Origin of the sequence: Synechococcus sp. 60AY4M2 (assembly GCF_002760375.1) — a bacterium.
In the GTDB taxonomy this organism is placed as follows: Bacteria; Cyanobacteriota; Cyanobacteriia; order Thermostichales; family Thermostichaceae; genus Thermostichus.
In genome coordinates this window covers 426,037-450,808 of the sequence record NZ_AUMZ01000001.1, presented here as the reverse complement: position 1 = coordinate 450,808, position 24,772 = coordinate 426,037, and the positions used below count along the sequence as shown (strand labels likewise).

At 60.7% G+C, this 24,772-nt stretch carries 28 protein-coding genes and 1 riboswitch; of the genes, 12 read left to right on the top strand and 16 right to left on the bottom strand.

Features of this window, described 5'->3' with window-relative positions:
* Position 1 precedes the first annotated feature (1 nt).
* The 6 genes from SYN60AY4M2_RS01910 to SYN60AY4M2_RS01885 all read right to left on the bottom strand — a co-directional run bounded on the left by SYN60AY4M2_RS01910 (position 2) and on the right by SYN60AY4M2_RS01885 (position 7,825).
* The gene (locus SYN60AY4M2_RS01910) at positions 2-871 is read right to left on the bottom strand and encodes a (Fe-S)-binding protein (protein WP_099812175.1); all 870 of its coding nucleotides are present in this window, start codon (positions 869-871) and stop codon (positions 2-4) included.
* A gap of 9 nt (positions 872-880) precedes the next feature.
* Positions 881-1,267, bottom strand: coding sequence for a DUF1636 domain-containing protein (locus SYN60AY4M2_RS01905; RefSeq protein ID WP_099812174.1), 387 nt, complete (start codon positions 1,265-1,267; stop codon positions 881-883).
* Between the two features lie 69 nt (positions 1,268-1,336).
* Entirely contained in the window at positions 1,337-3,283 is a 1,947-nt protein-coding gene (locus SYN60AY4M2_RS01900; RefSeq protein ID WP_099812173.1) for a TonB-dependent receptor, read from the bottom strand.
* 44 nt (positions 3,284-3,327) lie between these two features.
* A riboswitch (cobalamin riboswitch) is annotated at positions 3,328-3,469 on the bottom strand.
* An 81-nt stretch (positions 3,470-3,550) separates the two neighbouring features.
* Entirely contained in the window at positions 3,551-4,114 is a 564-nt protein-coding gene (locus SYN60AY4M2_RS01895; RefSeq protein WP_099812172.1) for a formylmethanofuran dehydrogenase subunit E family protein, read from the bottom strand.
* A gap of 94 nt (positions 4,115-4,208) precedes the next feature.
* Entirely contained in the window at positions 4,209-6,806 is a 2,598-nt protein-coding gene (leuS, locus tag SYN60AY4M2_RS01890) for a leucine--tRNA ligase (RefSeq protein WP_099812171.1), read from the bottom strand.
* A 128-nt stretch (positions 6,807-6,934) separates the two neighbouring features.
* Positions 6,935-7,825 carry a ferredoxin--NADP(+) reductase gene (locus SYN60AY4M2_RS01885; protein ID WP_011430120.1) on the bottom strand — a complete coding sequence of 297 codons (891 nt, stop codon included), beginning with the start codon at positions 7,823-7,825 and terminating at the stop codon, positions 6,935-6,937.
* Between the two features lie 317 nt (positions 7,826-8,142).
* On the opposite strand from SYN60AY4M2_RS01885, the gene SYN60AY4M2_RS01880 reads away from it, so the two are divergent.
* The 11 genes from SYN60AY4M2_RS01880 to SYN60AY4M2_RS01840 all read left to right on the top strand — a co-directional run bounded on the left by SYN60AY4M2_RS01880 (position 8,143) and on the right by SYN60AY4M2_RS01840 (position 18,276).
* The gene (locus tag SYN60AY4M2_RS01880; RefSeq protein WP_099812170.1) at positions 8,143-9,150 is read left to right on the top strand and encodes a phosphoribulokinase; all 1,008 of its coding nucleotides are present in this window, start codon (positions 8,143-8,145) and stop codon (positions 9,148-9,150) included.
* A gap of 74 nt (positions 9,151-9,224) precedes the next feature.
* A complete protein-coding gene (pgl, locus tag SYN60AY4M2_RS01875; protein WP_099812169.1) occupies positions 9,225-9,956 on the top strand; it encodes a 6-phosphogluconolactonase in 732 nt (243 codons plus the stop codon).
* A gap of 115 nt (positions 9,957-10,071) precedes the next feature.
* Positions 10,072-10,242, top strand: a complete 171-nt coding sequence (locus SYN60AY4M2_RS13990) for a hypothetical protein (protein WP_011430123.1) — start codon at positions 10,072-10,074, stop codon at positions 10,240-10,242.
* A gap of 694 nt (positions 10,243-10,936) precedes the next feature.
* Positions 10,937-11,056 (top strand): transglutaminase N-terminal domain-containing protein, encoded by a 120-nt coding sequence (locus SYN60AY4M2_RS14580; protein ID WP_228375471.1) that lies wholly within the window; start codon positions 10,937-10,939, stop codon positions 11,054-11,056.
* Between the two features lie 45 nt (positions 11,057-11,101).
* On the top strand, positions 11,102-11,788 hold the full coding sequence (locus SYN60AY4M2_RS01870) for a transglutaminase family protein (RefSeq protein WP_228375472.1): 687 nt from the start codon (positions 11,102-11,104) through the stop codon (positions 11,786-11,788).
* An 87-nt stretch (positions 11,789-11,875) separates the two neighbouring features.
* Positions 11,876-13,084, top strand: a complete 1,209-nt coding sequence (locus tag SYN60AY4M2_RS01865) for a VLRF1 family aeRF1-type release factor (protein ID WP_240527679.1) — start codon at positions 11,876-11,878, stop codon at positions 13,082-13,084.
* Between the two features lie 104 nt (positions 13,085-13,188).
* Complete coding sequence (locus SYN60AY4M2_RS01860; protein WP_011430125.1) at positions 13,189-13,695, top strand: hypothetical protein; 507 nt, start codon at positions 13,189-13,191, stop codon at positions 13,693-13,695.
* Between the two features lie 149 nt (positions 13,696-13,844).
* Positions 13,845-14,597, top strand: coding sequence for a septum site-determining protein MinC (minC, locus tag SYN60AY4M2_RS01855; protein ID WP_011430126.1), 753 nt, complete (start codon positions 13,845-13,847; stop codon positions 14,595-14,597).
* Positions 14,594-15,400: a septum site-determining protein MinD gene (minD, locus tag SYN60AY4M2_RS01850; RefSeq protein WP_099812168.1), complete on the top strand. Its 807-nt coding sequence runs from the start codon at positions 14,594-14,596 to the stop codon at positions 15,398-15,400. Before minC ends, minD begins: the two co-directional genes overlap by 4 nt.
* 90 nt (positions 15,401-15,490) lie before the next feature.
* The gene (gene minE / locus SYN60AY4M2_RS01845; protein WP_011430128.1) at positions 15,491-15,853 is read left to right on the top strand and encodes a cell division topological specificity factor MinE; all 363 of its coding nucleotides are present in this window, start codon (positions 15,491-15,493) and stop codon (positions 15,851-15,853) included.
* A 233-nt stretch (positions 15,854-16,086) separates the two neighbouring features.
* Positions 16,087-18,276 (top strand): sodium:proton antiporter, encoded by a 2,190-nt coding sequence (locus tag SYN60AY4M2_RS01840; protein ID WP_099812167.1) that lies wholly within the window; start codon positions 16,087-16,089, stop codon positions 18,274-18,276.
* Here SYN60AY4M2_RS01840 and SYN60AY4M2_RS01835 read toward each other — a convergent pair.
* The 6 genes from SYN60AY4M2_RS01835 to tsaB all read right to left on the bottom strand — a co-directional run bounded on the left by SYN60AY4M2_RS01835 (position 18,273) and on the right by tsaB (position 22,260).
* Entirely contained in the window at positions 18,273-18,632 is a 360-nt protein-coding gene (locus SYN60AY4M2_RS01835) for a gamma-glutamylcyclotransferase family protein (protein ID WP_041438264.1), read from the bottom strand. The two genes, SYN60AY4M2_RS01840 and SYN60AY4M2_RS01835, sit on opposite strands and share 4 nt — an antisense overlap.
* 29 nt (positions 18,633-18,661) lie before the next feature.
* Positions 18,662-19,273, bottom strand: coding sequence for a glycerol-3-phosphate 1-O-acyltransferase PlsY (gene plsY / locus SYN60AY4M2_RS01830; RefSeq protein ID WP_011430131.1), 612 nt, complete (start codon positions 19,271-19,273; stop codon positions 18,662-18,664).
* A 24-nt stretch (positions 19,274-19,297) separates the two neighbouring features.
* Complete coding sequence (locus SYN60AY4M2_RS01825; protein ID WP_228375473.1) at positions 19,298-20,335, bottom strand: DNA polymerase III subunit delta'; 1,038 nt, start codon at positions 20,333-20,335, stop codon at positions 19,298-19,300.
* 100 nt (positions 20,336-20,435) lie between these two features.
* Positions 20,436-20,915, bottom strand: a complete 480-nt coding sequence (accB, locus tag SYN60AY4M2_RS01820; protein WP_011430133.1) for an acetyl-CoA carboxylase biotin carboxyl carrier protein — start codon at positions 20,913-20,915, stop codon at positions 20,436-20,438.
* A 67-nt stretch (positions 20,916-20,982) separates the two neighbouring features.
* Positions 20,983-21,540: an elongation factor P gene (gene efp / locus SYN60AY4M2_RS01815; RefSeq protein WP_011430134.1), complete on the bottom strand. Its 558-nt coding sequence runs from the start codon at positions 21,538-21,540 to the stop codon at positions 20,983-20,985.
* A 36-nt stretch (positions 21,541-21,576) separates the two neighbouring features.
* Complete coding sequence (gene tsaB, locus SYN60AY4M2_RS01810) at positions 21,577-22,260, bottom strand: tRNA (adenosine(37)-N6)-threonylcarbamoyltransferase complex dimerization subunit type 1 TsaB (RefSeq protein ID WP_011430135.1); 684 nt, start codon at positions 22,258-22,260, stop codon at positions 21,577-21,579.
* Positions 22,261-22,358: 98 nt separating this feature from the next.
* Here tsaB and psbA point away from each other — a divergent pair, with 98 nt between their 5' ends.
* Complete coding sequence (gene psbA, locus SYN60AY4M2_RS01805; RefSeq protein ID WP_011430136.1) at positions 22,359-23,423, top strand: photosystem II q(b) protein; 1,065 nt, start codon at positions 22,359-22,361, stop codon at positions 23,421-23,423.
* A gap of 69 nt (positions 23,424-23,492) precedes the next feature.
* Here the strand turns inward: psbA and SYN60AY4M2_RS01800 are convergent, their stop codons facing one another.
* The 4 genes from SYN60AY4M2_RS01800 to SYN60AY4M2_RS01790 form a co-directional block, all read right to left on the bottom strand.
* Entirely contained in the window at positions 23,493-23,918 is a 426-nt protein-coding gene (locus tag SYN60AY4M2_RS01800; RefSeq protein WP_011430137.1) for a hypothetical protein, read from the bottom strand.
* Between the two features lie 98 nt (positions 23,919-24,016).
* Positions 24,017-24,148, bottom strand: a complete 132-nt coding sequence (locus SYN60AY4M2_RS14575; RefSeq protein ID WP_255322549.1) for a hypothetical protein — start codon at positions 24,146-24,148, stop codon at positions 24,017-24,019.
* Positions 24,148-24,318 carry a chlororespiratory reduction 6 domain-containing protein gene (locus SYN60AY4M2_RS14285; RefSeq protein ID WP_240527377.1) on the bottom strand — a complete coding sequence of 57 codons (171 nt, stop codon included), beginning with the start codon at positions 24,316-24,318 and terminating at the stop codon, positions 24,148-24,150. The genes SYN60AY4M2_RS14575 and SYN60AY4M2_RS14285 overlap by 1 nt, the downstream gene beginning before the upstream one ends.
* A gap of 205 nt (positions 24,319-24,523) precedes the next feature.
* Positions 24,524-24,772 (bottom strand): transposase (locus SYN60AY4M2_RS01790; protein WP_206336905.1); only part of this gene is annotated, 249 nt, incomplete at its 5' end.

Below are 24,772 nucleotides of genomic sequence, written 5' to 3'. Positions count from 1 at the left end.
GCTAATCTCCGGGAAAAAGGTGAGCTTTCAGGGGGCAGTTCTTTAGCAGATGCTCCTGGACAATTTGCCGCGCTACTGGAGGTGTAACCCGCTTGTACCAAGTGCGGTCGCCGGAGTAGAAAACCACAGGGCCTTCCTGACAGACTTCTAGGCATCCGGAAGTAATGACCCGAATATCTAAATTCGCTTCCTGCAGGGCAGATTGCAGGGCTTCCACAACCGGTTGATAGTTGCGGGAAGGATAGCAGCGGCTGGAGCGGCAAACCGCCAAGTAGGGCCGCTTGAGAGGGTTATCTTCGTAAGGGATCCGCTCTTTTCCCTCGACATAAATGGCTCGCAGGCGTTCATAGAGGGAGAGCTTCTGATAGTCGGCTTTGCCTTCGGGCAGGTAGTCTTCTCCTGGCTCTAAAAAGGGACTAGGCAAGAAGATCTGCAGCAGAGATTCCTCTGCCCCGTTCCAAAATTGAATTCCCCATTGGCGAGGCTGGCGCTGCGGATTGAGGCGGCGATAGAGGGCGGCGCGGCTCACCAATCTTTTGCGGCGCAGTTCTAGGGGGGTTCGGCCATAGGGGCCGCCTCGGTGCTCCTCTAGACACAGATGCAAATGCCAAGTTTCGGTGGCCACGGTCAAGTAGCCGTCGTAGAGCACACAGAGAGCAGGAGGACTGGTAAAGGCCGCTTCCAGCACTCCCCCCTCCGCCACACAGCCCACTTGGATCTCAGCCCAGTGCTCCTGGAAGAGCTCATAGAGGAGCGGCCCAAGACAGTCGATGTGAGCCGGGATCCCTTCGTAGAGGGTTATCCAGCCAGTGGGGGAAATCTCCTGCCAACTTTGGTTTAAGGGCGTAATCCAGGGACTGAAAGCGGCCATAGGTTGCTCCTATTGGACTGGTGGAATGCGGGCAATCACCCCCTTTTTAAGAGGGCGCTCTGCCCAGGGCAGGACGCCATCGGGCTTTGTCAAATACAGCTCCGCTGTTTGCAAGATTGGCTCCACGTCTTGGGGATCGAGATCTCCAAACACGTAGGTCATCTTTCCAGGGGCTGCCAGGGCAATCACGCAGGCATGGCTGCAGCCGCTCATACAGGCAACCGGCTTAAGCTGCAATTGAGGGTTGAGCACCTGCGATTGCAAGGCGGCTAGAAGCATTTCTCCTTTGCTAGTCCCTTCTTTTTGGCCGTTGACCCAGCGAGATCCGCAGGTGGTACAAACCCAAAGGTAATGTTTGGCCTCAGCTTGAGTCGAGATTCTGGTTGAGATCGTCATACAGTTGCTTCCAAACTAGAAGCACCCCACAAATGGTTAGCCAGAATTCAAAAACAACCTGAGATGTTGCTAAAATTGCCCCCGCAAGTTCACCCTCAACGTGCGACCAACGCCGGGATAGCCGGGGAAGACTTCATACTGCTCATCCAGCAGGTTGTCGATCCCCATCTCTAGGCTTAGGTCCTCAGTCAACGGGATCCCTCCTCGCCAAGCTACGGTGGTGTAGCCTGGTAGGGATTCCGTGTTGGTGTTGTTGGTAAAAAAGCTCCCAATGTGATGGACTAAAATTGAGCTGTACCAGCCTTGCTCGTGACGGTAGGTCAGGCCTAAGTTCAGGCTATCGGCTCCCACAAAGGCTAGCTGCTTGCCAACTGTAGCTGGGTCAAGGGCGGCGCGAATGATGGGATCATTGAGGGTGTAGTTGGCAAAAAGCGTCCAGTTTTCCCCTAGCCGCACATCTAAGGCTGCCTCCAGGCCGGTATATTCAACCAGCCCAATATTTTCATAGGTTCCTCGGCGCGGCCCAAGGCTGACAAAGGTGATGCCATCGCGGATGCGGTTGTGGGCAAAAGTCAAGCGCAGCAGGCCAAAATCTCCCAAGGCTTGATCTAAGCCAATGTCAAAGCTTTCCCCTCGCTCTGGGCGGAGATTGGGGTTGCCATCCACTTCAAAAAAGCCGCGCAGCCGGAAGAACAATTCCGAGATCAAGGGAGTGCGAAAGCTGCCGGCATAGCTGGCCCTCAAGGTGGTGCCTTCCGCCAAAGCCCAGCGGATCCCTAGAGCAGGCGAGGTAGCCGAGCCGCTGGCCAAACTGCTGAAGTCCTGGCGGATGCCGAAGTCGAGGTGGAAACGGGGATCTGGGCTGTAATCCAGGCGGGCAAACAGGGCTCCCTGGTTAACCGTATCGTCGTAGTTGACATTGGTAGAACCCCTGGCAAACGAAAAAGTTGTATTGCGGGCTGAGATGGAGCGATAATCTGCCCCCAGGACTCCTTCTAGGTTTTCGCCGGCTTTCCAAGCATACTGGAGCTGGGATCCCCAGCTATCGCGCAGGATGAGGTCGCGGGATCCCTGGCTTTGCGGGGCGCTGAAGCGGTAGTTGAGATCGTCCAAAAAGAGTCGAGCTTGCAGGGATCCTGTCTCCTGAGTCCACAGCCACCTGAGATCCAGCAGCAGGTCGTTGGTGGTTTGCTCGGCATCGGGAGAAGGAAAGTCTACGCTACCGGGCACGCGGAAGGTTTTGTTGAGGTAGAGGGCGTTGGCCGTTAGGACTTGGTCTTCGGCCAGTTGCCAGGTGAGCTTGGCCTGCAAGTTGTGGTACTCCACCGCTGAGTTTTCCCGCCTGCCCGACTTGCCCAGCCGTCGGATGGTAAAGGGAAAGTCGTTGTTGCTCTGCAGGCGACGGTAGCTGAGCACCCAGCCCAGCTCCTGCCCTTGGCCGCGGCTTTGGATCCCTTGCTCATTGAGGCCATAGCTGCCGACCGCCGCTTCCACCACTGTCTCCGTTTCTGGCTGGGGCTCCACCGTGACGATGTTGATGACGCCGCCAACAGCGTCTGAGCCGTACAGGGTAGAGCCGCCGCCGGGGGAGACTTCAATTCGCTCGACGACATCGGTGGTGATTTGCGAGAGGTCAAACCCCCCGAAAAAACCCAGATCGTTGAGGGGGCGGCCATCCAACAGCACCAGCACCTGGGCCGTTCGCGCCCCTCGCATGAACTGAGAGCTGAGAGCCCCCAACTGGGTGCCGGCTGTGCCATCGCTGAGGATGCCGGGCAGATAGCGCAGGGCTTCCTGCACGGTTCTTGCCCCTTGCTCGCGCATCTGCTGGCGGGTGATGACATAGACGGGGCGGGAAGACTCTCGCAAGAGGCCAGGACGGCGAAACGGGGTGGTGACGGGTTGATTCAAAATCTCGGCGCTGAGGCCGGTATCCAAGACTGCTTGCGCCCAGGCTGGGATCCCCAAAACCCAACTTCCCAGCCCAAGGCTGAGACCTAGAACTGTCTTTTTCATGTCAGCTCCTTGCTCCGTGCAACGCGGAAGGGCTCTGAGCTGAGCCCTGAGCTGAAGCCGCAGGCGGGCATCCTGACTGAGGGCTTTTGCCCATCACAGTTGCGGCACAGCGCCGGATTTGCACCGGACTTTCCCCATTGCTTGCCCTGGCTGATCCCCAGAGCAACCTAGCGGCACAGCTTTCTCCTTAGTCCTTCTGGAAAAAGCCGTGCTAGGCATCATATCTCTCCCGCCCTGGAGTTCCCATCCTGCTGGGGGGGATCGGCGCTAGGGTCTAATCGTGAGACGGAAAAGAGCCTCGTCGGCCATTTGAAGAACTTCTTGCCCCGCTGCCATGAGCCGTTCTGGGGGCAGCTCTCGGTACTTAGCAATAAACCCAGGCAAGACTTGAAACTCCACTCGCTTGCCAGTTTCTCGATGGATGACAACACTGCGCATTTTGTCCAGGGAGTCCACCTCCACCAGCTTTAAGTTCAGCTTGCCCAAGCTGGCTCCAGTGGCGGCGTGCAACCCATCCACGATGCAGGCAAAGGGAATCTGGAGCGGCGACTCGTGAATGACTTCCACCACAAAGCGACTTGGGGAGGTGGGGGGGAGGGGACTTGCCAAGCCCAGCTCCTTGAGAGCCCGCATCCCCATGCGATAACCCACCACCGCCCAGGGGCCAGCACCGCCGTGGATTTCGGTAACTCGCTGGGTGGCAGCCTCAAGGGCAGCCGGAGGATTGGCAGAGCTGCTGGGGTGGGCCAGGGCAGGGATCCCGACCGCTAGCTGAATGGCCATCCACAGCAGAGGAAGCTGCTGCGGCTTGAGAACCCATCGCTTGCGCATAGGCAGACAAGAACTAAACCCCAAGGCAGTATCCTAAGCCCTGCTCCTGGGTCTTGCCTATGCAGGGGGGGAGGTTATCTGAGCAAACGGAGAGCTAGACAACCACGTTGACCAGCTTCTTCGGCACCACGACGACCTTCTTCGGCGTCGCCCCTTGGAGATACTTCTGGGCCGCTTCCGACTGCAGAGCCAGCCGCTCCTGCTCCTCCGGCGTGACATCGGCAGGGGCTTCAAAGGAGCCGCGCAGCTTGCCGTTGACCTGCACCACAATCGTTACCGTATCGGCCACCAGCGCCGCCGGGTCGTAGCTGGGCCAAGACTGGCGATGCACCGAGTCGGTACCGCCCAGGGCCTGCCACAGCTCTTCGGCAATGTGGGGGGCAAAGGGCGCCAGGAGCAAGACCAGGGTGCGGATCCCTTCGGCGTAGACGGGCGAGTCCGGGATCCCCGCCTCGGCTAGGGCATTGCTCAGCTTCATCAGCTCGGCAATGGCAGTGTTGAACTGGTACTCCTCCAGATCCTCACTGACTTCCTTGATGGCCGTGTGGACGGCACGGCGCAGATCTCTTTCCGCCTTGGTCAGGGATCCCGCCTCGACCTTGGCCTGCAAGGACGCCGTCCCGCCACCGCGACTGACAAAGTCGTACACCTGTCGCCAGACGCGGTTGAGAAAGCGAAACTGCCCTTCCACGTCGGCATCGTCCCATTCCAAGTCCTTTTCCGGCGGCGCCTTGAAGAGGATGAACATGCGGGCCGTGTCTGCCCCGTAGTTGGCCAGCACCTCTTCCGGATCCACGCCGTTGCCCTTGGATTTGGACATCGTAGCGTAGATAACTTGCAGAGGCTCGCCGGTTTCGGGATCCCGCGGATCGTTGGGATCCTTAACCAGCGCTGTGGGGATCCAGCGATCCTTGCCGGACTTGTTGGGGTTGTAGTAGGTGCGCGCCTGCACCATCCCCTGGGTGAGCAGGCGGGAGAAGGGCTCATCGAAATTCAGCAACCCCAGATCCCGCAGCACTTTGGTGAAAAAGCGGGCGTAGAGCAGGTGCAAGATAGCGTGCTCGATGCCGCCCACGTACTGATCCACCGGCAGCCAGGCGTTGACCAGATCCTTGCGGAAGATCTCGCGGTCGTTGCGGGGATCGCTAAAGCGCAGGAAATACCACGAGGAGCAGATAAAGGTGTCCATCGTGTCCGTCTCGCGGCGGGCGTCGGCACCACAGGCGGGGCACTTCACCTTTACCCAGTCCTCCAACTGGGCCAAGGGGGATCCCCCTCGCCCCGTCAGCTCCACATCCTCGGGCAACAGCACCGGCAGATCCTCCTCCGGCACCGGCACAATGCCGCAGTGGGGGCAGTGGATGATGGGAATGGGGCAGCCCCAGTAGCGCTGTCGCGAGATGAGCCAATCCCGCAGGCGGTAGTTGACCTGCCGTTCTCCCAGCCCCTGCTCTTCTAGCCAGGCGATGGCCCTTTCTACACTTTGCCCCGGGCCTTTGCCCACCGGGATCCCGTCCAGGGGGCCGGAGTTGATCAACACCCCCTCCCCCGTCCAGGCCGCCTGCAGATCTTCAGCACTCGTCACCCCCCCTTGGGGCGGCTGCACCACCAGCTTGATGGGCAGGCCGAACTGGCGGGCAAACTCAAAGTCCCGCTGGTCGTGGGCGGGCACGGCCATGATGGCTCCTGTGCCATAGCCCATCAACACGTAGTCGGCAATCCAAATGGGGATGCGCTCTTGGTTGACGGGGTTGATGGCGTAGGATCCCGTCCAGACGCCCGTTTTTTCGCGGTCTTCGGCGCTGCGCTCGATCTCGCTGCGGGCAGCGGCCTCGGCCCGGTAGGCCTTGACGGCAACCTCTTGCTCAGGGGTGGTGAGCTTCTCCACCAAGGGATGCTCCGGCGCCAGCACCATGAAGGTGGCTCCCCAGAGGGTGTCAGGCCGGGTGGTGAACACCGGCAGCTCCTCCCCTGTTTCGGTTTTGAAGACAACCCTAGCCCCTACCGACTGGCCAATCCAGTTCTCCTGCATGGTGAGCACCCGCTCCGGCCAGCCGGAGAGCTTCTCCAGGTCAGCCAGCAGTTGGTCGGCATAGGCCGTGATCTTGAGAAACCACTGCTTGAGGAGGCGCTTTTCCACCAGAGCTCCCGATCTCCAGGAGCGCCCTTCCGCATCTACCTGCTCGTTGGCCAAGACGGTCTGGTCCACCGGATCCCAGTTCACCGGCGCCTCCTTCTGGTAGGCCAGGCCCGCTTTGAAAAACTGCAGGAAGAGCCACTGCGTCCACTTGTAGTAGTCGGGGGCGCAAGTGGTGATCTCCCGCTCCCAGTCGTAGGAAAGCCCCAGCCGCTGCAGTTGATCCCGCATTTGGGCAATGTTCTGGTAAGTCCACTTGGCCGGCGGGATCCCCCGATCGATGGCGGCGTTCTCTGCCGGCAAGCCAAAGGCATCCCACCCCATGGGGTGCAGCACCGCGTACCCCTGCATCCGCTTGTGGCGGGCAATCACATCCGTGATGGTGTAATTGCGCACATGCCCCATGTGCAGGCTGCCACTGGGGTAGGGGAACATCGACAGGGCATAAAACTTGCGGCTTTCCGCCGTCAGCTCCCGCGTGCGATCCAACCCGAGTTCACGCCAGTGGGCCTGCCACTTGCTTTCGATGGCCGGAGGATTGTAGCGCGCGTCCACAGTCTAGGGCTCCTGGGGAGAACAGCTCTCGGCTTCAGGTGGGCTAAGATACCAGCATTTTGGCATGTTTTGCGGATCCCCGGCGCCGACGGGATCCACCGGAAACCAGTTAACCCAAAGGGATCCCCTCAGTAGGTTTCCTCGTGCCACCTGTTGGCCTTCTTCAGCTCCTTCTGGAACTTGCTCCAGTCTTGACCGGCTTGCTCGGCAAGGGGGGCCATGACGCTGTTGATGCCGTCCTCCATTCCCTTGAGGCCGCAGATGTAAGTGTAGGTGTTGGGCTGCTGCAGCATCTCCCACAGCTCGGGGCCGTACTCGGCCATGCGGTTTTGCACGTACATCTTTTTGCCGTCGGGGGTTTGCTGTTCGCGGCTGATGGCGTAATCGACGCGGAAGCGATCCCCATACTGGGCTTTCCAGGCCTCTAGATCCCCGTGGTAGAGCAAGGTGGACGTGGTGGGCACCCCAAAAAACAGCCAGATCTTGCCCTGATAGTTGGGATCCTCTTCAAACAGGTGCTTGATGAAGGCGCGAAAAGGGGCGATGCCGGTGCCGGTGGCAATCAAAATCAGGTTGGCGTTCTCATCTTCCGGCAGCAAAAAAGTTTTCCCCGAGGGCCCGGTGATCATCACCTCGTCGCCGGGTTTGAGATCGGTGAGGAAGCCGGAGCAGACCCCTACCCCCGGCTGGCCAGTTTCCTTATCCACGTATTCGGCCCGCTTCACGCTCAAAGAAACCGTGCGCCCCTCGCCATCGTCGCCATAGCGGGTAGAGGCAATGGAGTAGAGGCGGGGCTTGTGGGGCTTGCCCTTGTCATCTACGCCAGGAGGAATAATGCCAACGCTTTGGCCCTCCAGGTAGCGGTAGTTGGGATCCGGCAGGCTGAGCACAATGTGCTTGGTCAGGCCGGGTGCCCCTTCCCCCACAAGGGAGTAGGTCTCTACACACTGGCCGATCAGGGGCGCGTTGGGACGGTACAGATTGACAACAACTTCTCGCTTTTGGGCGCTGGCAACCATAACGGCGATCTGCTCCTGGCAATGGGAGAAAACTCTCTAGCAAACACCTTAGCAGCCCGCCCGCCCGAAGGGAACTTGCCGGAGGGGAACACCCCAGGCCGATCCTGAGAAAGCCCGCCCGGAAAACTTCTCTTCTCCTCAGTCGTCGCCGGGAAACAGGCAGTTTTTGTTAAATTGTTCCTTGACGCCGCCCGCCTCTCTGGCCTCAAGCTCGGTTGTGGGGGAGCGTCTTGTGGTAATATGCAAGACCATAAAGAACAGTAACTTTTTTAGAGGCTTCCTCTCAGTTTTGCCCTGCCCATCCCCAAGGAGTTCCCATGGCAAGCAGTCCTGAACGTATTGTAATGATCGGTGTTGCCGGAGATTCTGGCTGTGGCAAGTCCACGTTCTTGCGGCGGTTGGGGGACTTGTTTGGCCGGGATCTCATTACCACCATTTGTCTGGACGACTACCACTCCTTGGATCGCTACCAGCGCAAAGAGAAGGGCATTACGGCGCTGGATCCCCGCGCCAACAACTTCGACCTCATGTACGAGCAGGCCAAGGCGCTCAAAAATGGCCAGAGCGTGATGAAGCCCATCTACAACCACGAGACAGGGCTCATTGACCCGCCGGAGCGGGTGGATCCCAGCCCCATCATCGTCTTGGAGGGCCTTCACCCCATGTACGACGAGCGGGTGCGGGAGCTGCTGGACTTCAAGGTCTATCTGGATCTGGCGCCGGAGATCAAGATTGCCTGGAAGGTGAAGCGGGACATGGCCGAGCGGGGCCACACCTATGAAGATGTGTTGCGCTCCATTGAGGCCCGCCGCCCCGATTTCGAGGCCTACGTCGATGTGCAGAAGCGCTATGCCGATGTAGTCATCGAGGTGCTGCCCACCAAGCTGCTGCCGGAGCTGGATCCGGAGCACAAGGTGCTGCGGGTGCGCCTGATCCAGCGGGAGGGGGTGAGGTATTTCGACCATGTTTACCTCTTCGACGAAGGCTCCACCATCGACTGGATCCCTTGTGGCAAAAAGCTGACCTGCTCCTACCCAGGCATTCGCCTGCACTACGGCCCTTCCACCTACTTCGACCAGCCGGTTTCGGTGTTGGAAATTGACGGCACCTTCGACAAGCTGGAAGAGGTTATCTACATCGAGAACCACCTGAGCAACCTGTCGACCCGTTACTACGGCGAGCTGACGGAGCTGCTGCGCAAGCACCCGGAATATCCTGGATCCCGCAATGGCTCTGGACTCATCCAGGTAATCGTGGGCCTGAAGCTGCGGGCCCTCTACGAGAAGATTCAGGCGGAAGCCAAAGAGCTGGCGGTTGCTTCCTAAGGTTTGGCCTCTGCGTGAAGGGGATCCCTTGACCTGGCTCGGGCAGTTGGGCAAGCGGCGATAGGTGGCGATCCATGCAAGGGTTCCAGTTGGAAATCTGGCCGGAGGGAACAGCCTTTTTCCGGCGGGCGGTCGAGATCTGGCAAGAGCAGGCCGCGGCGGCCATCCGTCAACGGGGCCGCTTTACGGTGGCCTTGGCAGGGGGAAACACGCCACGGAAGTTGTATGCTGCTTTAACCCAGGCGCCGGGGATCCCTTGGCAGCAAACCTGGCTGTTCTGGGGGGACGAGCGCTACGTTCCCCCGGATCACCCCGAGAGCAATTACGGCATGGTACGGCGGATCCTGCTGGATACGGTCGGGGTTCCCGCCTCCCAAGTCTTTCCCATGCCCACCCACTCAGGAGATCCCTTACGGGATGCGGCGGAGTACGAGGCGACCCTGCAGCAGATTTTCGGCACCGAATGCCCTGCCTTTGATCTGATCTGGCTGGGAGTGGGAGAAGACGGCCATACGGCTTCCTTGTTCCCCGGCACAGCCGCCCTGCAGGTGCAACACCGCTGGGTAACCGTGGGGCAGAAAGGAGAGGAGCCGCGCCTGACTCTGACCTACCCTGTCTTGAACAGGGCGGCTCAGGTGGTGGTTTTGGTAACGGGGGCCAGCAAAGCCGCGATCGTCAAGGAGGCGCTGACAACGGAGGCCCACCTGCCCTGCCAGCGCCTCAACCCCCAAGGACGGCTGCTATGGCTGCTGGATGCGGCGGCAGCGGCTGAACTGCCCCTGCCCGCGGTGGCCTTGCTCGGCTAGTCCGGCCAATTGCTGCCGAAAAAGCGCTGGCTGAAGATGGCGATTTGACCTGGATCACCGCTGCATCCCTTCCCTTCGAATTTGATGGGGGTAGTTGAGTTTGGAGCGCTGCCCCATGTCCATTCGACTCATTGTCGAATCGGTTCTCCAGAGCACCTACCTCAGCCGCCGCCAAGAATCCCAAATCTGCCATTTCCTCCAGGAGCGGCTTTACGACGAATTGGATCTGGAGGCAATTGATCGGCTGATCTTGGCTTTGCTGAAGGGGCAAGTCCAGCTCGAGTGAGAGGAAAGCTGCGCCGCTTCGCCAAATCCTCAGGCCAGAGCCTAGCCCAGCCTCCTGTGGCAGTCTGGTCGCTTGAGCAGCGGACGGCTACAGGAGTTCCAGCAGGAGAGCTTTCCGGCAGGCTCCCTCAGATGCTTTGGCTGCCTCCCCAGCTCGGACGACGCCCTTGCCAACCGCCGCTCCTCGAAGGTAGGGTGACGCCTTCACCGAGTGACATACTCTCGTCTCTCACCCTAAAGCGCTCCGCGCCGCTGACGCGAACGGGGAGCTACTGCGAGAACCTTCTGCGTCCGGCTGTGCCGTGCCGTTAGGCATGCAGCCGCGGAATGCTCTAGCGCGGGGCTATACCAGATTCCGGCAATGCCGTCTTGTATAGCCAATCTGATTCTACGATATTTTTGCGGGGGTGGCTGTATCCCGACCCTGACTGCCCCCCAGTAGGGGGGTAAAAGTCGGGGCTTATCCACCTCCGCACCCCCAGAAGCTAAAACCTCCGTCCTGCTGACCCGACACCCAGGCCACAAGCAAACCTCCAAGGCACCGTCAATGCGCCCCTGCACACTTGCCCAAGGCAAAGCCCCACCTATATTTGATCGCCAATTTTGGGTAACTGTAGCACAGACGAGCGACTAAGACTTGCGACAAAACCTGTCTGTTGACCGTCCTGGGGCAAGCCTGTGCAAGTTCAAAGCGGTTGCGGCCCCGTTGCAACGGGATCCAAACCCTCTTGGCCTTTGAGCTGCGGGTGGATCCGCCGCCGGCAGGCCAATCGGAGCTGGTGGATCTGGATGGCAACGCGGCGGTTCAGCTCTAGTTTGGGGATCCCACCGAACATCTGCGCGTCCAAACTCAGGCCACGGTGCTCACCCTGCGGGAGAATCCCTTTGACTATCTGCTCTGCGATTGGGCTACCCATCTTCCGATTGACTATCCCAGCACGCTGGCAGCTCAATTGCAGCCTTATCGGACGGCGCAGGCGGATGCTGGCATCCAAAGCCTGGCCTGGGAGCTGTGGGATCAGGTGCAGGGGGAGACGACGGCTTTTTTGCCGGCGCTCAACCAACGCATCTACTCCGAGTGCCGTCACATCCTGCGGGAAAAGGGGGATCCCTCGCCCGCCGGCTTGACCTGGCAGCGCAAAACCGGCTCCTGCCGTGACCTGACGCTGGTGTTGATGGAGGCCTGTCGGGCAGTAGGTCTGGCGGCAGGATTTGTCAGCAGCTACCAGGTCGGCCCGCCGTTGCAAGAGAACCTGGAACTCCAGGGCACAACCGGCAAAGAGCCCGCAGAGCCTGTCCGCCGCCACCTGCACGCCTGGGCAGAGGTGTATCTGCCGGGGGCCGGTTGGCGGGGGTTCGATCCCACCCAAGGGCTGGCCGTGGCCGATGGCCATGTGGCTTTGGCGGCCAGTGCCTACCCCAAAGATGCCGGCCCCATCTACGGCCACTGGCTGGGCAGAGGCGTTCACAGCAAGATGGACTACACCATTCACATCGAGGCGGAATCCGCCCTGCAGAGCCAAGCCCAACTGAGCCCCATATCCTAGCGGGATCCTTTGAGAACCCTGTCAGCGTCTCTCCTGCCGTGATATTCTGCTAGCTTCTAGTTCTAACCGAGCCCTCTCTTGAAAACCATGGACGAACTCAACACCCTGATCCAGGATCTGCAAGCTGCCTTTGGCGACAGCAGCAAGCCCGTGCTCTCGATATATGCCGACACCAACCCTGCCCGTCCCGAAAATGCGGGTCGCGCCTGGGTGGGGCGCATCAAGAATACCCTCAAGGAGCTGCTGGAGAGTGGGGAGAGCAAGCCCGATAACTCCCTCTGCGAGCAAGTCCTTGCTCTAGTGGAGCAGGAGCGCCCTTCAGCCCGCACCCTGGTTCTTTTTGCCAGCCGCAATCCCGCCGGCAAGCCAGTGCTGCGCCGAATCGACCTGCAGGTGGAGCTGCCGGTGGTGGATCTGGCCCATGGGCGGGTGGAGGCCCGCTGGGGGGAACCTTACCTCACGCCCCTTTTCTTTGCCTTTGATGAATACGAGCGGGGTGGGGTGTTGCACCTGTCTGGCAGCAGGTGGCGCTTCTACGAGCTCTTTTTGGGAGAACTGCGAGAGGACACGGAAATCTTTGCCAACATCAGCGCCGAGGAATGGCAGGAACTGCAGGAGCTGGCCGGCCGCATTGAAAATGCCGTTGCCGAACGTCGCGCCCGCAGCGGTGGCACCTTCGACAAGCTTTCCCCCAAGGAGCGGGAGGCGGCCAAGGTCAGCCTCTGGATGCACAAGCTCTACCTGCGCCTGGCTTCCGCCCTGGATAAGGCAGTGGATCGCCTGGGCATTGAGCGGCTGGTGCTCATGGGCGAAGCCTGGCAGGTGTCCCACTTTGAGGGCTATCTCAACCGCGGCCTACGCAACCGCATCGTCGCGCGGGTGGGGCACCCCGCCAACCTTCACACACCGACGCCGCAAGACATCCTCGAACGGGTGCTGCCCGTCCTGGAGGCCGCTGAGCGCCGAGGAGAGCTGGCTTTGTTGGAGCGGATTCGAGAGCAGCCCGGCGCTTGGGGCTTGGATGCGGTGCTGGACGCCCTCCAGCTAGGCCGGGTGGAAATCCTTGTCCTGCCCTGGAGGCTAGAGGCCACCATCTGGCGCTGCCCAGACGGCTTTGTGGGAGGAACCCCAGAGATGGCCCAGCTCCTTTGCCCAGAGCCACAGCCGGCACCCCTGCGGGATCTGGTGTGGGTGCTAGGCCGCGATTTTGGCGCTAAACTGGAGTTCGTTCGCGGCGAAGCTGAAGAGCGCTTGCTCCACGAGTTTCAAGGAGCAGCCGCGCTGTTGCGCTGGTAGAGGCCGCTCCAACCGGGTCGAGCAGCTCTCTGGCTGGATCCTGAAGCCGCAGTGTAGGCTAACATAGCCTAGCCCACCTCTGAAAAGTTTTCTGAGGGATCCCGTTGACCCAGTCTATTGATCTTCCCACCAGCGTTGATACGTTTTTGCAAGAGCTGGCTGCGATTCAGCAAGTGGGGCCAAAGCGGATAGCCATTCTGGGCAGTCGCCATGTGCCCATCACCCACCAGTACCTCATCGAAACCCTCAGCTACGCTTTGGCCCTTACCGGCAACCGCATTCTCACTTCCGGGGCTATTGGTACCAACCTGGCTGTAATTCGTGGAGCCATGCGGGCGGACATGAAATCCCTGACGGTGATCCTGCCCCAAAGCCTGGAGCGACAGCCGGCAGAGTCGCGGGCCAGCCTGGAGCAGGTGCTGCATCTGGTGGAGCACCCCGAAAATGACCACCTGCCCCTGGCGGAGGCCAGCCGCCTGTGCAACCTAGAGATCGTCAGCAAGTGCCAGCAGTTGATCTGCTTTGTTTTCCACGACAGCGTCACGCTTTTGGAGGCCTGCAGGCACGCTGAGGAGCAACACAAGGTGGTTACGCTCTTCTATTTTGACTGATTGGACTGCAGCTCACTGCTCTCAACCTTTTGCCCCGAGGGTAGCAGTGTAGAAGGCCCCGATAGCTCAACATAGACTGCAGCGCATTCCCGACGTTGGGCGAATGGAATAGGATAAGGCTTTGTATTGAGGCAAATCGTTGGGCAGCCATGATGGGATCCCCGGCATGGAACCCGGAAATTTCTGCAGTCTCGCCGACCTCATCCTCTAATCCGCGGGGATCCGAAAGGGGTGTTTATTTTCGATTCGATGCCCAAGGGATCCATCTGCATTTGCCCGCCACCCTGGCTTGGGAAGAAGTCTGGGACGATTTGGTGTGGCAATTGCGCAGCCGCAAACCCTACTGGGCAGGAGTGGCCCCCCTGACCCTGTGGTGCCAAGAGCGAGAGCTGGACTTGCCCACCCTACAAACTCTGGCCGTCTTGTTGTCGCGGCATCGGTTGTCCTTGTGGCGCGTCCAAACCGGATCCCGAGGGACGGCGATCGCGGCGGCGACCCTAGGCTATTCTGTGGAACAATCTTCCCCCTTGGAGGCGATTCCCCCCGTCTCCCCGGATACTACTCCCCTCTACCTGCGGTCCACGGTGCGGTCGGGGATGTCGGTGCGCCACCGTGGCTCGGTTTTTCTGCTGGGGGATCTCAACCCCGGCGGCGAGATCATTGCCGGCGGCGACATTTGGGTCTGGGGACGGCTGCGAGGGCTGGTGCATGCTGGTGCTGAGGGGGATAGAGGCGCGGTGATCTTGGCCTTACAGTTGGAGCCAACTCAGTTGCGCATTGCCGATCAGGTGGCCCGTCCACCCGAGGGCGGATCCCCTCCCAACACGCCAGAGGTGGTTTACTTGCAGGAGGGTGTCATCTGCATTGCCAGCCTTCAGGATTTTCTGCGGAGGGGGGTATGAGCCGAGTTATCGTCGTCACCTCTGGGAAGGGGGGAGTGGGGAAAACCACCCTAACGGCCAATTTGGGCACTGCCTTGGCGCGCTTGGGTCGCTCGGTGGTGGTGGTGGATGCCGACTTTGGCCTGCGCAACCTGGACTTGTTGCTGGGGCTAGAGAATCGGGTGGTGTACACGGCTTTGGAGGTGATTGCGGGGGAATGCCGCCTTGAACAAGCATTGGTGAAGGACAAGCGCACCCCCAATTTGGCGTTGCTGCCGGCGGCCCAAACCCGCAACAAAACGGCAGTCGGCCCGGATCAGATGCGGCAGTTGATGGAAAAGCTTGCCAGCAGCCATGACTACGTGTTGATCGACTGCCCGGCGGGAATTGAACAAGGGTTTCGCAATGCCATTGCGGGGGCAACGGCAGCCCTGCTAGTAACTACGCCCGAAGTAGCAGCGGTGCGGGATGCAGACCGGGTGGTGGGCTTGTTGGAAGCGGCAGGGATTTCCTCTATCCAGCTAATCGTCAACCGCCTGCGCCCCGATATGGTAACCGCTGGCCAGATGATGGCAGTGGAAGATGTGGTGGAGGTGCTGGCCATCCCCTTGGTGGGTATCATTCCAGAAGACCGGGAGGTGATCGTCTCCACCAACAAAGGGGAGCCCCTAGTCCTCTCGGCCAACCCGACTCAGGCTGCCCAGGCCATCCAGCGCATTGCCCGACGGCTGGAAGGGGAGACGGTGGAATTTCCCAAGTTGGCCAGCTTGGGCGAGTCTTTCTGGGAAAAGGCCAAGCGGTTTTTCAGCCAAAAGGTGCTCTGAATCTCAACGGCTCTTGAGCTCCATCTCAACGGGATCATCCTCTTTGCCTGGAGTCTTTGCTTTCCCTGCTATGCACCTTCAATAAAGCCCATGCTTCTCGATTTCTTGGATCAGCTTTTTTCCCGCCACTCCGGCAACAGCCGCGAGCAAGCCAAGCAGCGCCTGAAACTGATCTTGGCCCACGACCGCGCCGACCTCACCCCGGCAGCCTTGGAAGCGATGCGCCTGGAGATTTTAGGGGTAGTATCTCGCTATGTGGAGCTGGATTCGGAGGGGATGCAGTTTCACTTGGCGGCAGAAGGGGGGACGACGGCCCTGATCGCCAACCTCCCCATTCGCCGTGTCAAGCCCCTGGCGGAGGCCCGCCTCAATTCCTGTGAAGGGGAGAACCCACAACAGGATCCCGGAGCGGCCCCATCCGAGGGCGGCCATTTGAGCTCGCCTTCTCCCTGAGCTACCCTAGACTCAGGGAGCAGTAATTCAAGGTGTTACATAGAGTGTTACATCCGCCTAGGCTGCGTCCGTTCGCCAAGATGCCTTCTCTTTGCTCCCACTTGTGTCTGTCCCGGCCGGGGGTGCCTTGTAGCTGTTTGCAGCCTGCTCATGGTAAACCGTCTGTGGCCCCAATGCTGACCAGGACAAAGTCGCCGGGACGGAGTTCGCGCTAAGGGAGGTTGAGCCTCGGCATGGAAAACTCCTTTGAGCTGACGATCCTGTTTACGCTGGCCTTGGTGGCCGGGATCGCGGCTCAAGTCCTGGCCAATTTTGTTAAAGTGCCCAGCATTGTTTTCCTGCTCCTGTTTGGGGTGCTGCTGGGGCCAGATGGCCTGGGCTGGGTTCGTCCCCAAATCATGGGATCTGGCCTGGAGGCGCTGGTGTCGTTGGCGGTGGCTCTGATCCTGTTTGAGGGGGGGCTGAACCTGCGGCTGCAACGCCTTAACCAGGTCTCCGACAGCTTGCGCAATCTGGTGTTGCTGGGATCCCTTTTGACCTTGGGAGGGGGAGCGCTGGCGGCCCACTATTTGGGGGAGTTTCCCTGGCCCCTGGCCTTTTTGTTTGGATCCCTGGTGGTGGTGACGGGGCCGACGGTGATTAACCCCATCCTGAAGCGGGTGCGGGTCGATTCCGCCGTCAGCACCCTGCTGGAGGGGGAAGGGGTGCTCATCGACCCCGTGGGGGCCATCTTGGCGGTGGTGGTGCTGCAGGTGGTGCTCTCCGGCCACCCCAGTTTCTTGCTGGCCCTAGAGCAGCTATCTAGCCGCTTGGCCATTGGGTCGGCGGTGGGGGCGCTGGGGGGCTGGCTGATGGGATCCTTCCTGCTCTGGTCGCGGCAGTTTTTGACGGAGGAGCTGCGCAACTCGGTGGTGCTGGCGGGGGCGCTGGGGGTGTTTGCCCTGGCCCAGTCGCTGCGCTCCGAGGCGGGTCTAATGGCGGTGGTGATGGCCGGGTTGGTGGTGCGGCAGAAGGCGGCCATTGCCGAGCGGAGCGTGCGCCAGTTTCACGGCCAGTTGGTGGTGATGGCCATCTCGGTGTTGTTTATTCTGCTGACTTCCACCCTCTCGCTCAAGGCGGTATTTGCGCTGGGGTGGGGAGCCTTGGCCACGGTGCTCTGCCTGATGCTGGTGGTGCGTCCTTTGAGCGTGTGGCTGTGTACCTGGCGCAGCGACCTGAATTGGCGGCAGAAGCTGTTTGTGGCCTGGCTGGCCCCCCGCGGCATCGTGGCGGCCTCGGTGGCTTCTTTGTTTGCCATTTTGCTCACCGAGCGGGGCATTACCGGGGGGGATGCCCTCAAGGCGCTGGTGTTTTTGACCATCTCGGTCACGGTGACGGTGCAGGGGCTGACCGCTGCCTGGGTGGCCCGCTGGCTGGGCTTGGATCAGGGGAGTTCTACGGTGATCATCGGCAACCATCCGCTGGTCGGCCAGTTGGCCCAGTTGCTGCGCTCCCTCAACCAGGCGGTGGAGGTGCTGCCGCTGCCGTCGGGATCCCGTCTGCGCGAGCGCACCGCCAATCTTCCCGCCGAGCTCAACGGCCACAAAGCCGGCCATACCTCAGGGACCCACCCCGCCAGCGGCAATGGCAGCTCCAAAGCCCTGCCGGTTCGCGTCAGCGGGACGGAGTCCTCAGAGGAACCTGGCCAGGTGCTGCCCGGATCTTTGCAGGAAGCCGTGCTGAGCGAGTCAGCCTTCTTGAAGGCCGATATCGACCATGCGGAAACTCTGTTGATCCTGACTTTGGATCCGCAGGTGAACTGGGCCATTGCCGAGCTGATGGTGAAGCTTTCGGTTTCTGCCGCCATCTGGACGGTGTTGCTGCCGGAGATGCCCATCTCGGAAGGGATCCGCACCCTGCCGATCCCTTTTTCCCAACTGCAGCGCTGGGCCAGCTACCTGGAGGCCAATCGGGCCGAGCTGCGCTCGATCACCCTGCCCACCCTGGCGGACCTGGGCCTGAAGCCCCCCCAATCCGCCGCGGCCTCGGCTCAGGAGTCGATCGCGGCAGCGCGCTCAGCGCTGCTCAACCCTTTTTCGGCCCAGATGGGGCTAGAGGATCCCACGTTGGAGCGGCTGCGGGATCAGTTCGCCTACCGCATCAAAGCCGATCTCTGCCTGCCTTTGTTGCTGGTGCGTCCGCAGCGTCTGGGAGGCTGGTTTGGGGAGAAGGGCAAGTCGTCCCAGGTCGGTCGGCTGTTCTACCTGCCGGAGCCGGGCATCTGGCGACGCGGAGATTGCATCTACTACCTGGAGCGCACGTCCAGCCCCGTAGAGGCCGTTGCTCCCTCTGCCAGAGAGTTGGATCCCCCAGAATGGGATCCACCCTCAGCCGAGCTACTGCCCCAGTATGTTGAGGGCGTCAAGCTCCACTTCGATCTCTAGGGGTCCCAGGGCAGCCAGCGGCCACTAGGAATGAGGGGACACCCCTGCACCTGCTCAGGCCGACCCAGATAAACCCAGGCAAAGGTGCCGCTCTCCAGTTGCACCCACTGCCGTTCGTATAGCCGCGGGTGGTCTTCCAGCTCATCTAGGCGGGGCAACAGGCCCAAGGGAATGCGGTAGCGCTCGCCGTAGAGCCGGTTGCGGCCAGGAACGGCCATCGGGTAGGGGCCGAGATCGTAGAGGTCGATGTGGTTGAGGCTGTCTGGGCCCAAAAACTCTGCCCCTTGCAGCAGGCTGTGGTACTGGCCGCCCCGCAGCAGGGATCCGTAGACGAAAACCACGGTGGAGGGTTCCATGTAAAGCTACGCAACTTTGACAACCGGGATCAGGGGGATTGGGCCCATTTTTGGCCGATGCGCGGCTCCGAGCCGGCCAGCAGGCGTTCGATGTTGCGGCGATGGGCAGCAATGACATAAACCCCCCCTGCCAAGGCAAACAGCAAATACGGCAGAGGCTGGCCCAGAGCCCACATCAAGAGCGGCGCCGCCACCGCCGCCAGCAGGGAGCTAAACGAGACGATGCGGGTGAGGGCGATCCCCAGCAGCCAGACACCGAAGGTAGCCAGGGCTACCGGCCAAGCCATGGCCAACAGGATCCCCAGGCTGGTGGCCACCGACTTGCCCCCCTTGAAGCCCAGCCAGCAGGAGCGGCTATGGCCGATCACCGCCCCCAGGGCCGCCACGACCACCCACCACGGCGAGCCCAGAGCTGATCCCAGCGCCACCGCTGCCGCTCCCTTGGCAGCGTCCACCAGCAACACCAGCAGCGCCGGCCCCTTGCCCACTGTCCGCAACACGTTGGTTGCCCCCGTTGAGCCGGATCCCGCTTGGCGGAGGTCGATCCCACCCCAGCAACGGCCCACCCAGTAGCCGGTGGGGATGGATCCCAGCAGGTAGCCTCCAAGGGCGGCAAGGAGGGCGGAAAGCCATGCAGGCATAGACACGTCTTGAACGCTCTCTCCTCACTTTGCCACAGGGCTTGGGTTGCCACTGCTGTCGAATCCGGCCAGGTTGACCTCCCAAGCAAGGCGCGGCTGCACAAATTGCAAAAGCTGTTGGCGAATCTGCTCCAGTTGCCGGATGGCCTGGCGGGATCCCTGCGCCCAGAACTGCTGCTGCAGATAGTCAATCAGCCACAGCTGCGCCGGCAAATCGAGAGCAGCCACTGCCCTAGCCACTTCCAGCGCCTGCCGCAGCGAGTGGGGCCAGCGTCTTAGGTCCTGCAGCAGTGACGGCGGAAGGCTTTGCAGGTGCTGCTGGGCGGCCAGCGCCCGTCCAGGGCTGCCTTGGGCTAGGGCAATTAGCTCAGAGCGAGGGATCCCGGGCAGCTCCGGGCAGCCCAAAGCTGTCAACACTTGCTCCATCTCTGCCGAGCTGAGGCGGCGAAACGGCACCATCTGGCAGCGGGACAGCAGCGTCGGTGGCAAAGGGTGGGGAGGGGGGGTAGGCGAGTGGTGGGAGGCGATAAGAACGATGTGGGCCGGCTCAGGCTCCTCCAGGGTTTTCAGCAGGGCATTGGCCGCACTTTCTGTCAGGGTTTCCGCTCCCTCCAGTACAACTAGCGAGCGGCGGGCGTGCATTGGCCTACGGGCACAGAAGCGAACCACTTCCTGCACCTGTTCCAGGCGAATTTGCGGCGGGGAGCGCCGCTGCAGAGCTTGTGCCTCCGGGGCGTCTGCTGCTATCAGGCGGCCCTGGTGGACATAGGTGGGGCTGACCCAGTGGAGATCGGGATGGGTGCCTGCGAGGAGCCAACGGCAGTTGGAGCACTGGCCGCAAGGGATCCCTGAGCTGGCCTCGCAGAAGAGGGCCTGGGCAAACCAGCGGGCCATCAGGCTCCGTCCCACCCCTTCTGGTCCCAAGAAACAGTAGCTTGAGGTCACCCGCCCCTTTTCCAAGGCCGCCACGAGCAGCCGCGCCGCCAGCTCCTGCCCGACGATGTGCTGGGGGGGCAGAACCGTGACTCCCTCAACCATCTCGGCAGCTCTGGGCTGAAGCATCGGCAAAGTTGCCTAGTCGCAGGCAAAGGTCGGCAAGAGAAATTGCCACAGCCCCTCCTCCACCAAGGGATCCCTCCCTATCTCTGCCCCAGCCTTGTTGTTAGCCGGTGGGATCCAGTCGCATTAAAACTTGGCCAAATTCCACCGGCTGGCCGTTGCTCACCAAAATCTCCCTCACCACGCCCGCCGTTTCAGCTTCTATCTCGTTCATCAGCTTCATGGCTTCGATAATGCAGAGAGTTTGGCCCTTGTTCACCCGTTGGCCAACCTGCACAAAATCCGTTTCTCCAGGGGCAGGAGCGCTGTAGAAGGTGCCCACCATCGGCGCCGTCACCTCCACCCAGTGGCTGGGGGCAGGCTTAGGAGCGCTCTCAGGAGGGGGAGCTTCTGCAGGGGAAGCAGGGGGGGGTTCTGGCGGCGGGGCAGCGGGCGGAGCAGCGGCAGCAGCAGCAAGGCCAGCCGGGATCCCTTTGCGCAGGGTGAGGCGGAAATCCTTGTACTCCAGGATTAGCTCGGTAACGTCGCTCTCCTGCAGAGCGGCCAGCAGAAGGCGAACTTCCTGCCAATTGACAACATCCAAGGGAAGATTACTCCTGATGCATCACCTGTCCACAACGGCAGCCCAGCGGCAAGAAGAGGGGGAGCCATCACTCGCGGCCTATATAGGTGTCGGTGCGAGTATCGACACGCACCCGTTCTCCCACCTTAATAAACAGAGGCACCTGGATCTCAGCGCCGGTCTCCAGCTTGGCGGGCTTGGTTCCCCCTGTTGCCGTATCTCCTCTCACGCCGGGGTCGGTTTCCACCACTTCCAAGACAACGGTGTTGGGCAGCTCCACATCGATCACCTGCCCCTTCCAGCGCAGGATGGCCACCTCCATGTTCTCTTTCAGGTATTTCACGGCAGAGCCGATTTGGGCAGCGCTGAGGGGAGCCTGTTCGTAGGTCTCCATGTCCATGAACACGAAATTGTCCCCTTCTGAATAGAGATACTGCATATTCACTTTTTCAATAGTGGCGGCGGGCAGCATCTCGCCGGCGCGGAAGGTTTTCTCCACAACGTTGCCGGTCTGCATATTTTTGAGCTTGGTGCGCACAAAGGCCGCGCCCTTGCCGGGTTTCACATGCAGAAACTCGATCACCTTGTAGGGAGCGCCATCAATTTCCACAGAGACGCCGGGGCGCAAGTCGTTGCTTGAGATCATGTCAGCACAGGGATCCGTTGCTCAGACTTCCCAATCTTACCCCGGCTGCGGGGCACTCCGATTCAGCTCTCTGAGATCAATGGGCGGCTGACGTCCGTAAAGAGGCAACACCGTCTGCCAGGAAGGGCGCAAGCCTGCTTGGAAGTCGGCGCGGGCCAGTTCCGCCAACGCCAGCACAGGCGCCGGATCCACCCAGTCGGCAGCATCGACGACCAGAGCCTGGGGCCACTGCCGCAGAACCTTCTGCCAAGCCGCTTCTTCCCAGATCTGATCCGCCACTTCGGCAACCCAATGTTCTGGCCCCAGCCGGTACACGCCACCATACTGCTCCCCTCGCTTGGCGTCCATCTGCACCGCCACCGTCAGCGGCTGAGGCGGGGATCCCTGCTCCTGCCACACCTGGCGGGCGAGAACCGCCAAAGTCGAGTAGCCGAACACCGGAATGCGCAACTGCTGGCCCAACAGCCGCGCCACACTTACCCCCAAACGGCTGCCGGTAAAACTCCCCGGCCCCAGAGCGACAGCGATCCCCGCCATCTGCGACCAGTCCTGGCCGGCCAAGAACTCCTTCAGGCAAGGGTGCAACTGCGCCGCCATCTCCCGATCCAGCCACCAACTCCGGCTGCGGCTCTCCCCCAGCTTCTCCTCCAGCGGCAACACGGCCAAGCCCAGAACAGGCGTGGTGGTGTGGATCCCTAAAATCCAGCGGGGAACTGACATGGCCTCTCTCAGGATCAAGCGAGGTAGTTGACAGAACTTAACGGATGATTTAAGGTTAGGTTGTCAATCTTCGCGCTTCCTCAGGGAAGTTTGCCATCATGACCACTGTTATCCAACGTCGCTCAACCAGCAACGTGTGGGAGCAGTTTTGCGAGTGGGTCACCTCCACCGACAACCGCCTCTACATCGGTTGGTTCGGGGTGCTGATGATCCCCACCCTGCTGACTGCCACCACCTGCTTCATCATTGCCTTCATTGGTGCTCCCCCGGTGGACATCGACGGGATTCGCGAGCCAGTTTCGGGTTCGTTGCTGTATGGCAACAACATCATCACCGGCGCGGTGGTGCCTTCTTCGGCTGCGATTGGCCTGCACTTTTACCCGATTTGGGAAGCCGCTTCTTTGGACGAGTGGCTGTACAACGGCGGCCCCTACCAGCTGATTGTGCTGCACTTTTTGATTGGGGTGTTCTGCTACATGGGCCGGGAGTGGGAGCTGAGCTACCGCTTGGGGATGCGTCCCTGGATTGCGGTGGCTTACTCGGCGCCGGTGGCGGCGGCGACGGCCGTGTTTTTGATTTACCCGATTGGGCAAGGCTCGTTTTCGGACGGGATGCCGCTGGGGATTTCGGGGACGTTCAACTTCATGTTGGTGTTCCAAGCGGAGCACAACATTTTGATGCACCCGTTCCACCAGCTGGGCGTGGCCGGCGTGTTTGGGGGTGCGCTGTTTAGTGCTATGCACGGGTCGTTGGTGACCTCGAGCCTGATTCGTGAGACTTCGGAGGAGGAGTCGCAGAACTTGGGTTACAAGTTTGGGCAAGAGGAAGAGACCTACAACATTGTGGCGGCGCACGGGTATTTTGGCCGGTTGATTTTCCAATATGCGTCGTTCAACAACAGCCGGAGCCTGCACTTTTTCCTGGCGGCGTGGCCTGTGATTGGGATTTGGTTTACGGCGCTGGGGATCAGCATCATGGCGTTCAACCTGAACGGGTTCAACTTCAACCAGTCGATTGTGGACAGCAACGGTCGCGTGGTTGGGACGTGGGCGGATGTGCTCAACCGTGCCAACCTGGGGATGGAAGTGATGCACGAGCGGAATGCGCACAACTTCCCGCTGGACCTGGCGGCGGTGGAAGTGGCGCCGGCCATCCGCGGCTAATCCACTCCTGACCTAGTCGACCAGTCCTTCTTGAATCCCCTGGCAGACGCTGGGGGGTTTTTCTGCTTTTCATAGAACGTAGCCCAGTTGCTCAAGGGAATCGGTGTCCCAAAGGATCTGCCCATCCAGAGCCATTCTCCCCTGCACCGGCATTCCAACTTGAGCCTCTAGGCGTGGGATCAAAGCTGCATCCAGCTCCTCCAAAGCTTGGGGATCCTCGGTTTCGGGCAGGGATCCGACCAGCACCCAGCCCAAGTTGCGGACCTTGGCTTGGCGCATCAGGGCGGCAAAGGCGGTTGCTTGGCTCAGGGCGGCCTCCCGTCGCAGCGTTAAGAGCAGGCTAAACCCCCAAGCATGGGCCAAATCGGCCCAGGTTTGGCCTGGCTCCAGGGGATCGGCGACACTGCCCGGCAGAACCAGGAGGGGATTGGTTGCCCGCTCGCCGATTTGTTGCCAGAGGGCCTTGAGCTGAGCTTCCGAAGGGTTGGGATCCACCCTGAGCTGGACTCAAGGTCTCTGGACCACCTCTTGCCAGGCGCTGGCCACTGCTGCGGCTCCGGGGATCCCCGGCCAGGTATCGGCCACCATCACCCTCATGAGTTCGGATCCCCCACCTCAGACTCCCAGAGAGTGAGAAACTCCAGCTGGACCTCGAAGCCAAACACCAAAGCCATATCCCGCAGCATCGAGAGGGATCCCAGTTTCTGCTGCTTGAACCACCGCATCAACACAAAGAGATTTCCAGCGCTTCTGGGTTGTAAACAATGCCCTCGCGAGGGTTGAATTGATGGGGCACCAACATGGCTGCGTAACGGGCCAGCTCTCCTTGGCGCCAGTTGAGGAAGTAGGGCATCCAGGGGCAGACCGTGTCCCAACGAATAAACCACAGGCGCACCTCCGGGATCTCCGACAGCTCGCGCGGATCGTCGGGGCTGCGCGGCCAATCGATGGCGCATTACACCTGCTGGGCAGCCCGGACAGGATCCGCCATCAACGTTTTCAACAGCTCATGGCCCGGGGTTAAATCCAGAGCTTGAATGGCTTTAGCAGGAAGGTAGAAGGTAATCGGCACGACGACACAGCTACAGCCTGTTAAGGGCTCAAGGGGTACAATAGCAGCACTTAGCAAACCAACTTCGGAAGGAGGATGGATTGATCAGTAGTAAAGAAGTCTTCACTATCTGCTCCATGCTATACTTCCCAATTCTGCAAAGCTGCCGAATAAAATGCTTCAATACCGACCACATCATCTCAATGGGATTCAACTCCGGCGCATACACAGGCAGGTATAGGATTCGTGCTCCTGTCCCCCTAATCAATTCCTCAACTTCCCGACTCTTGTGGATATT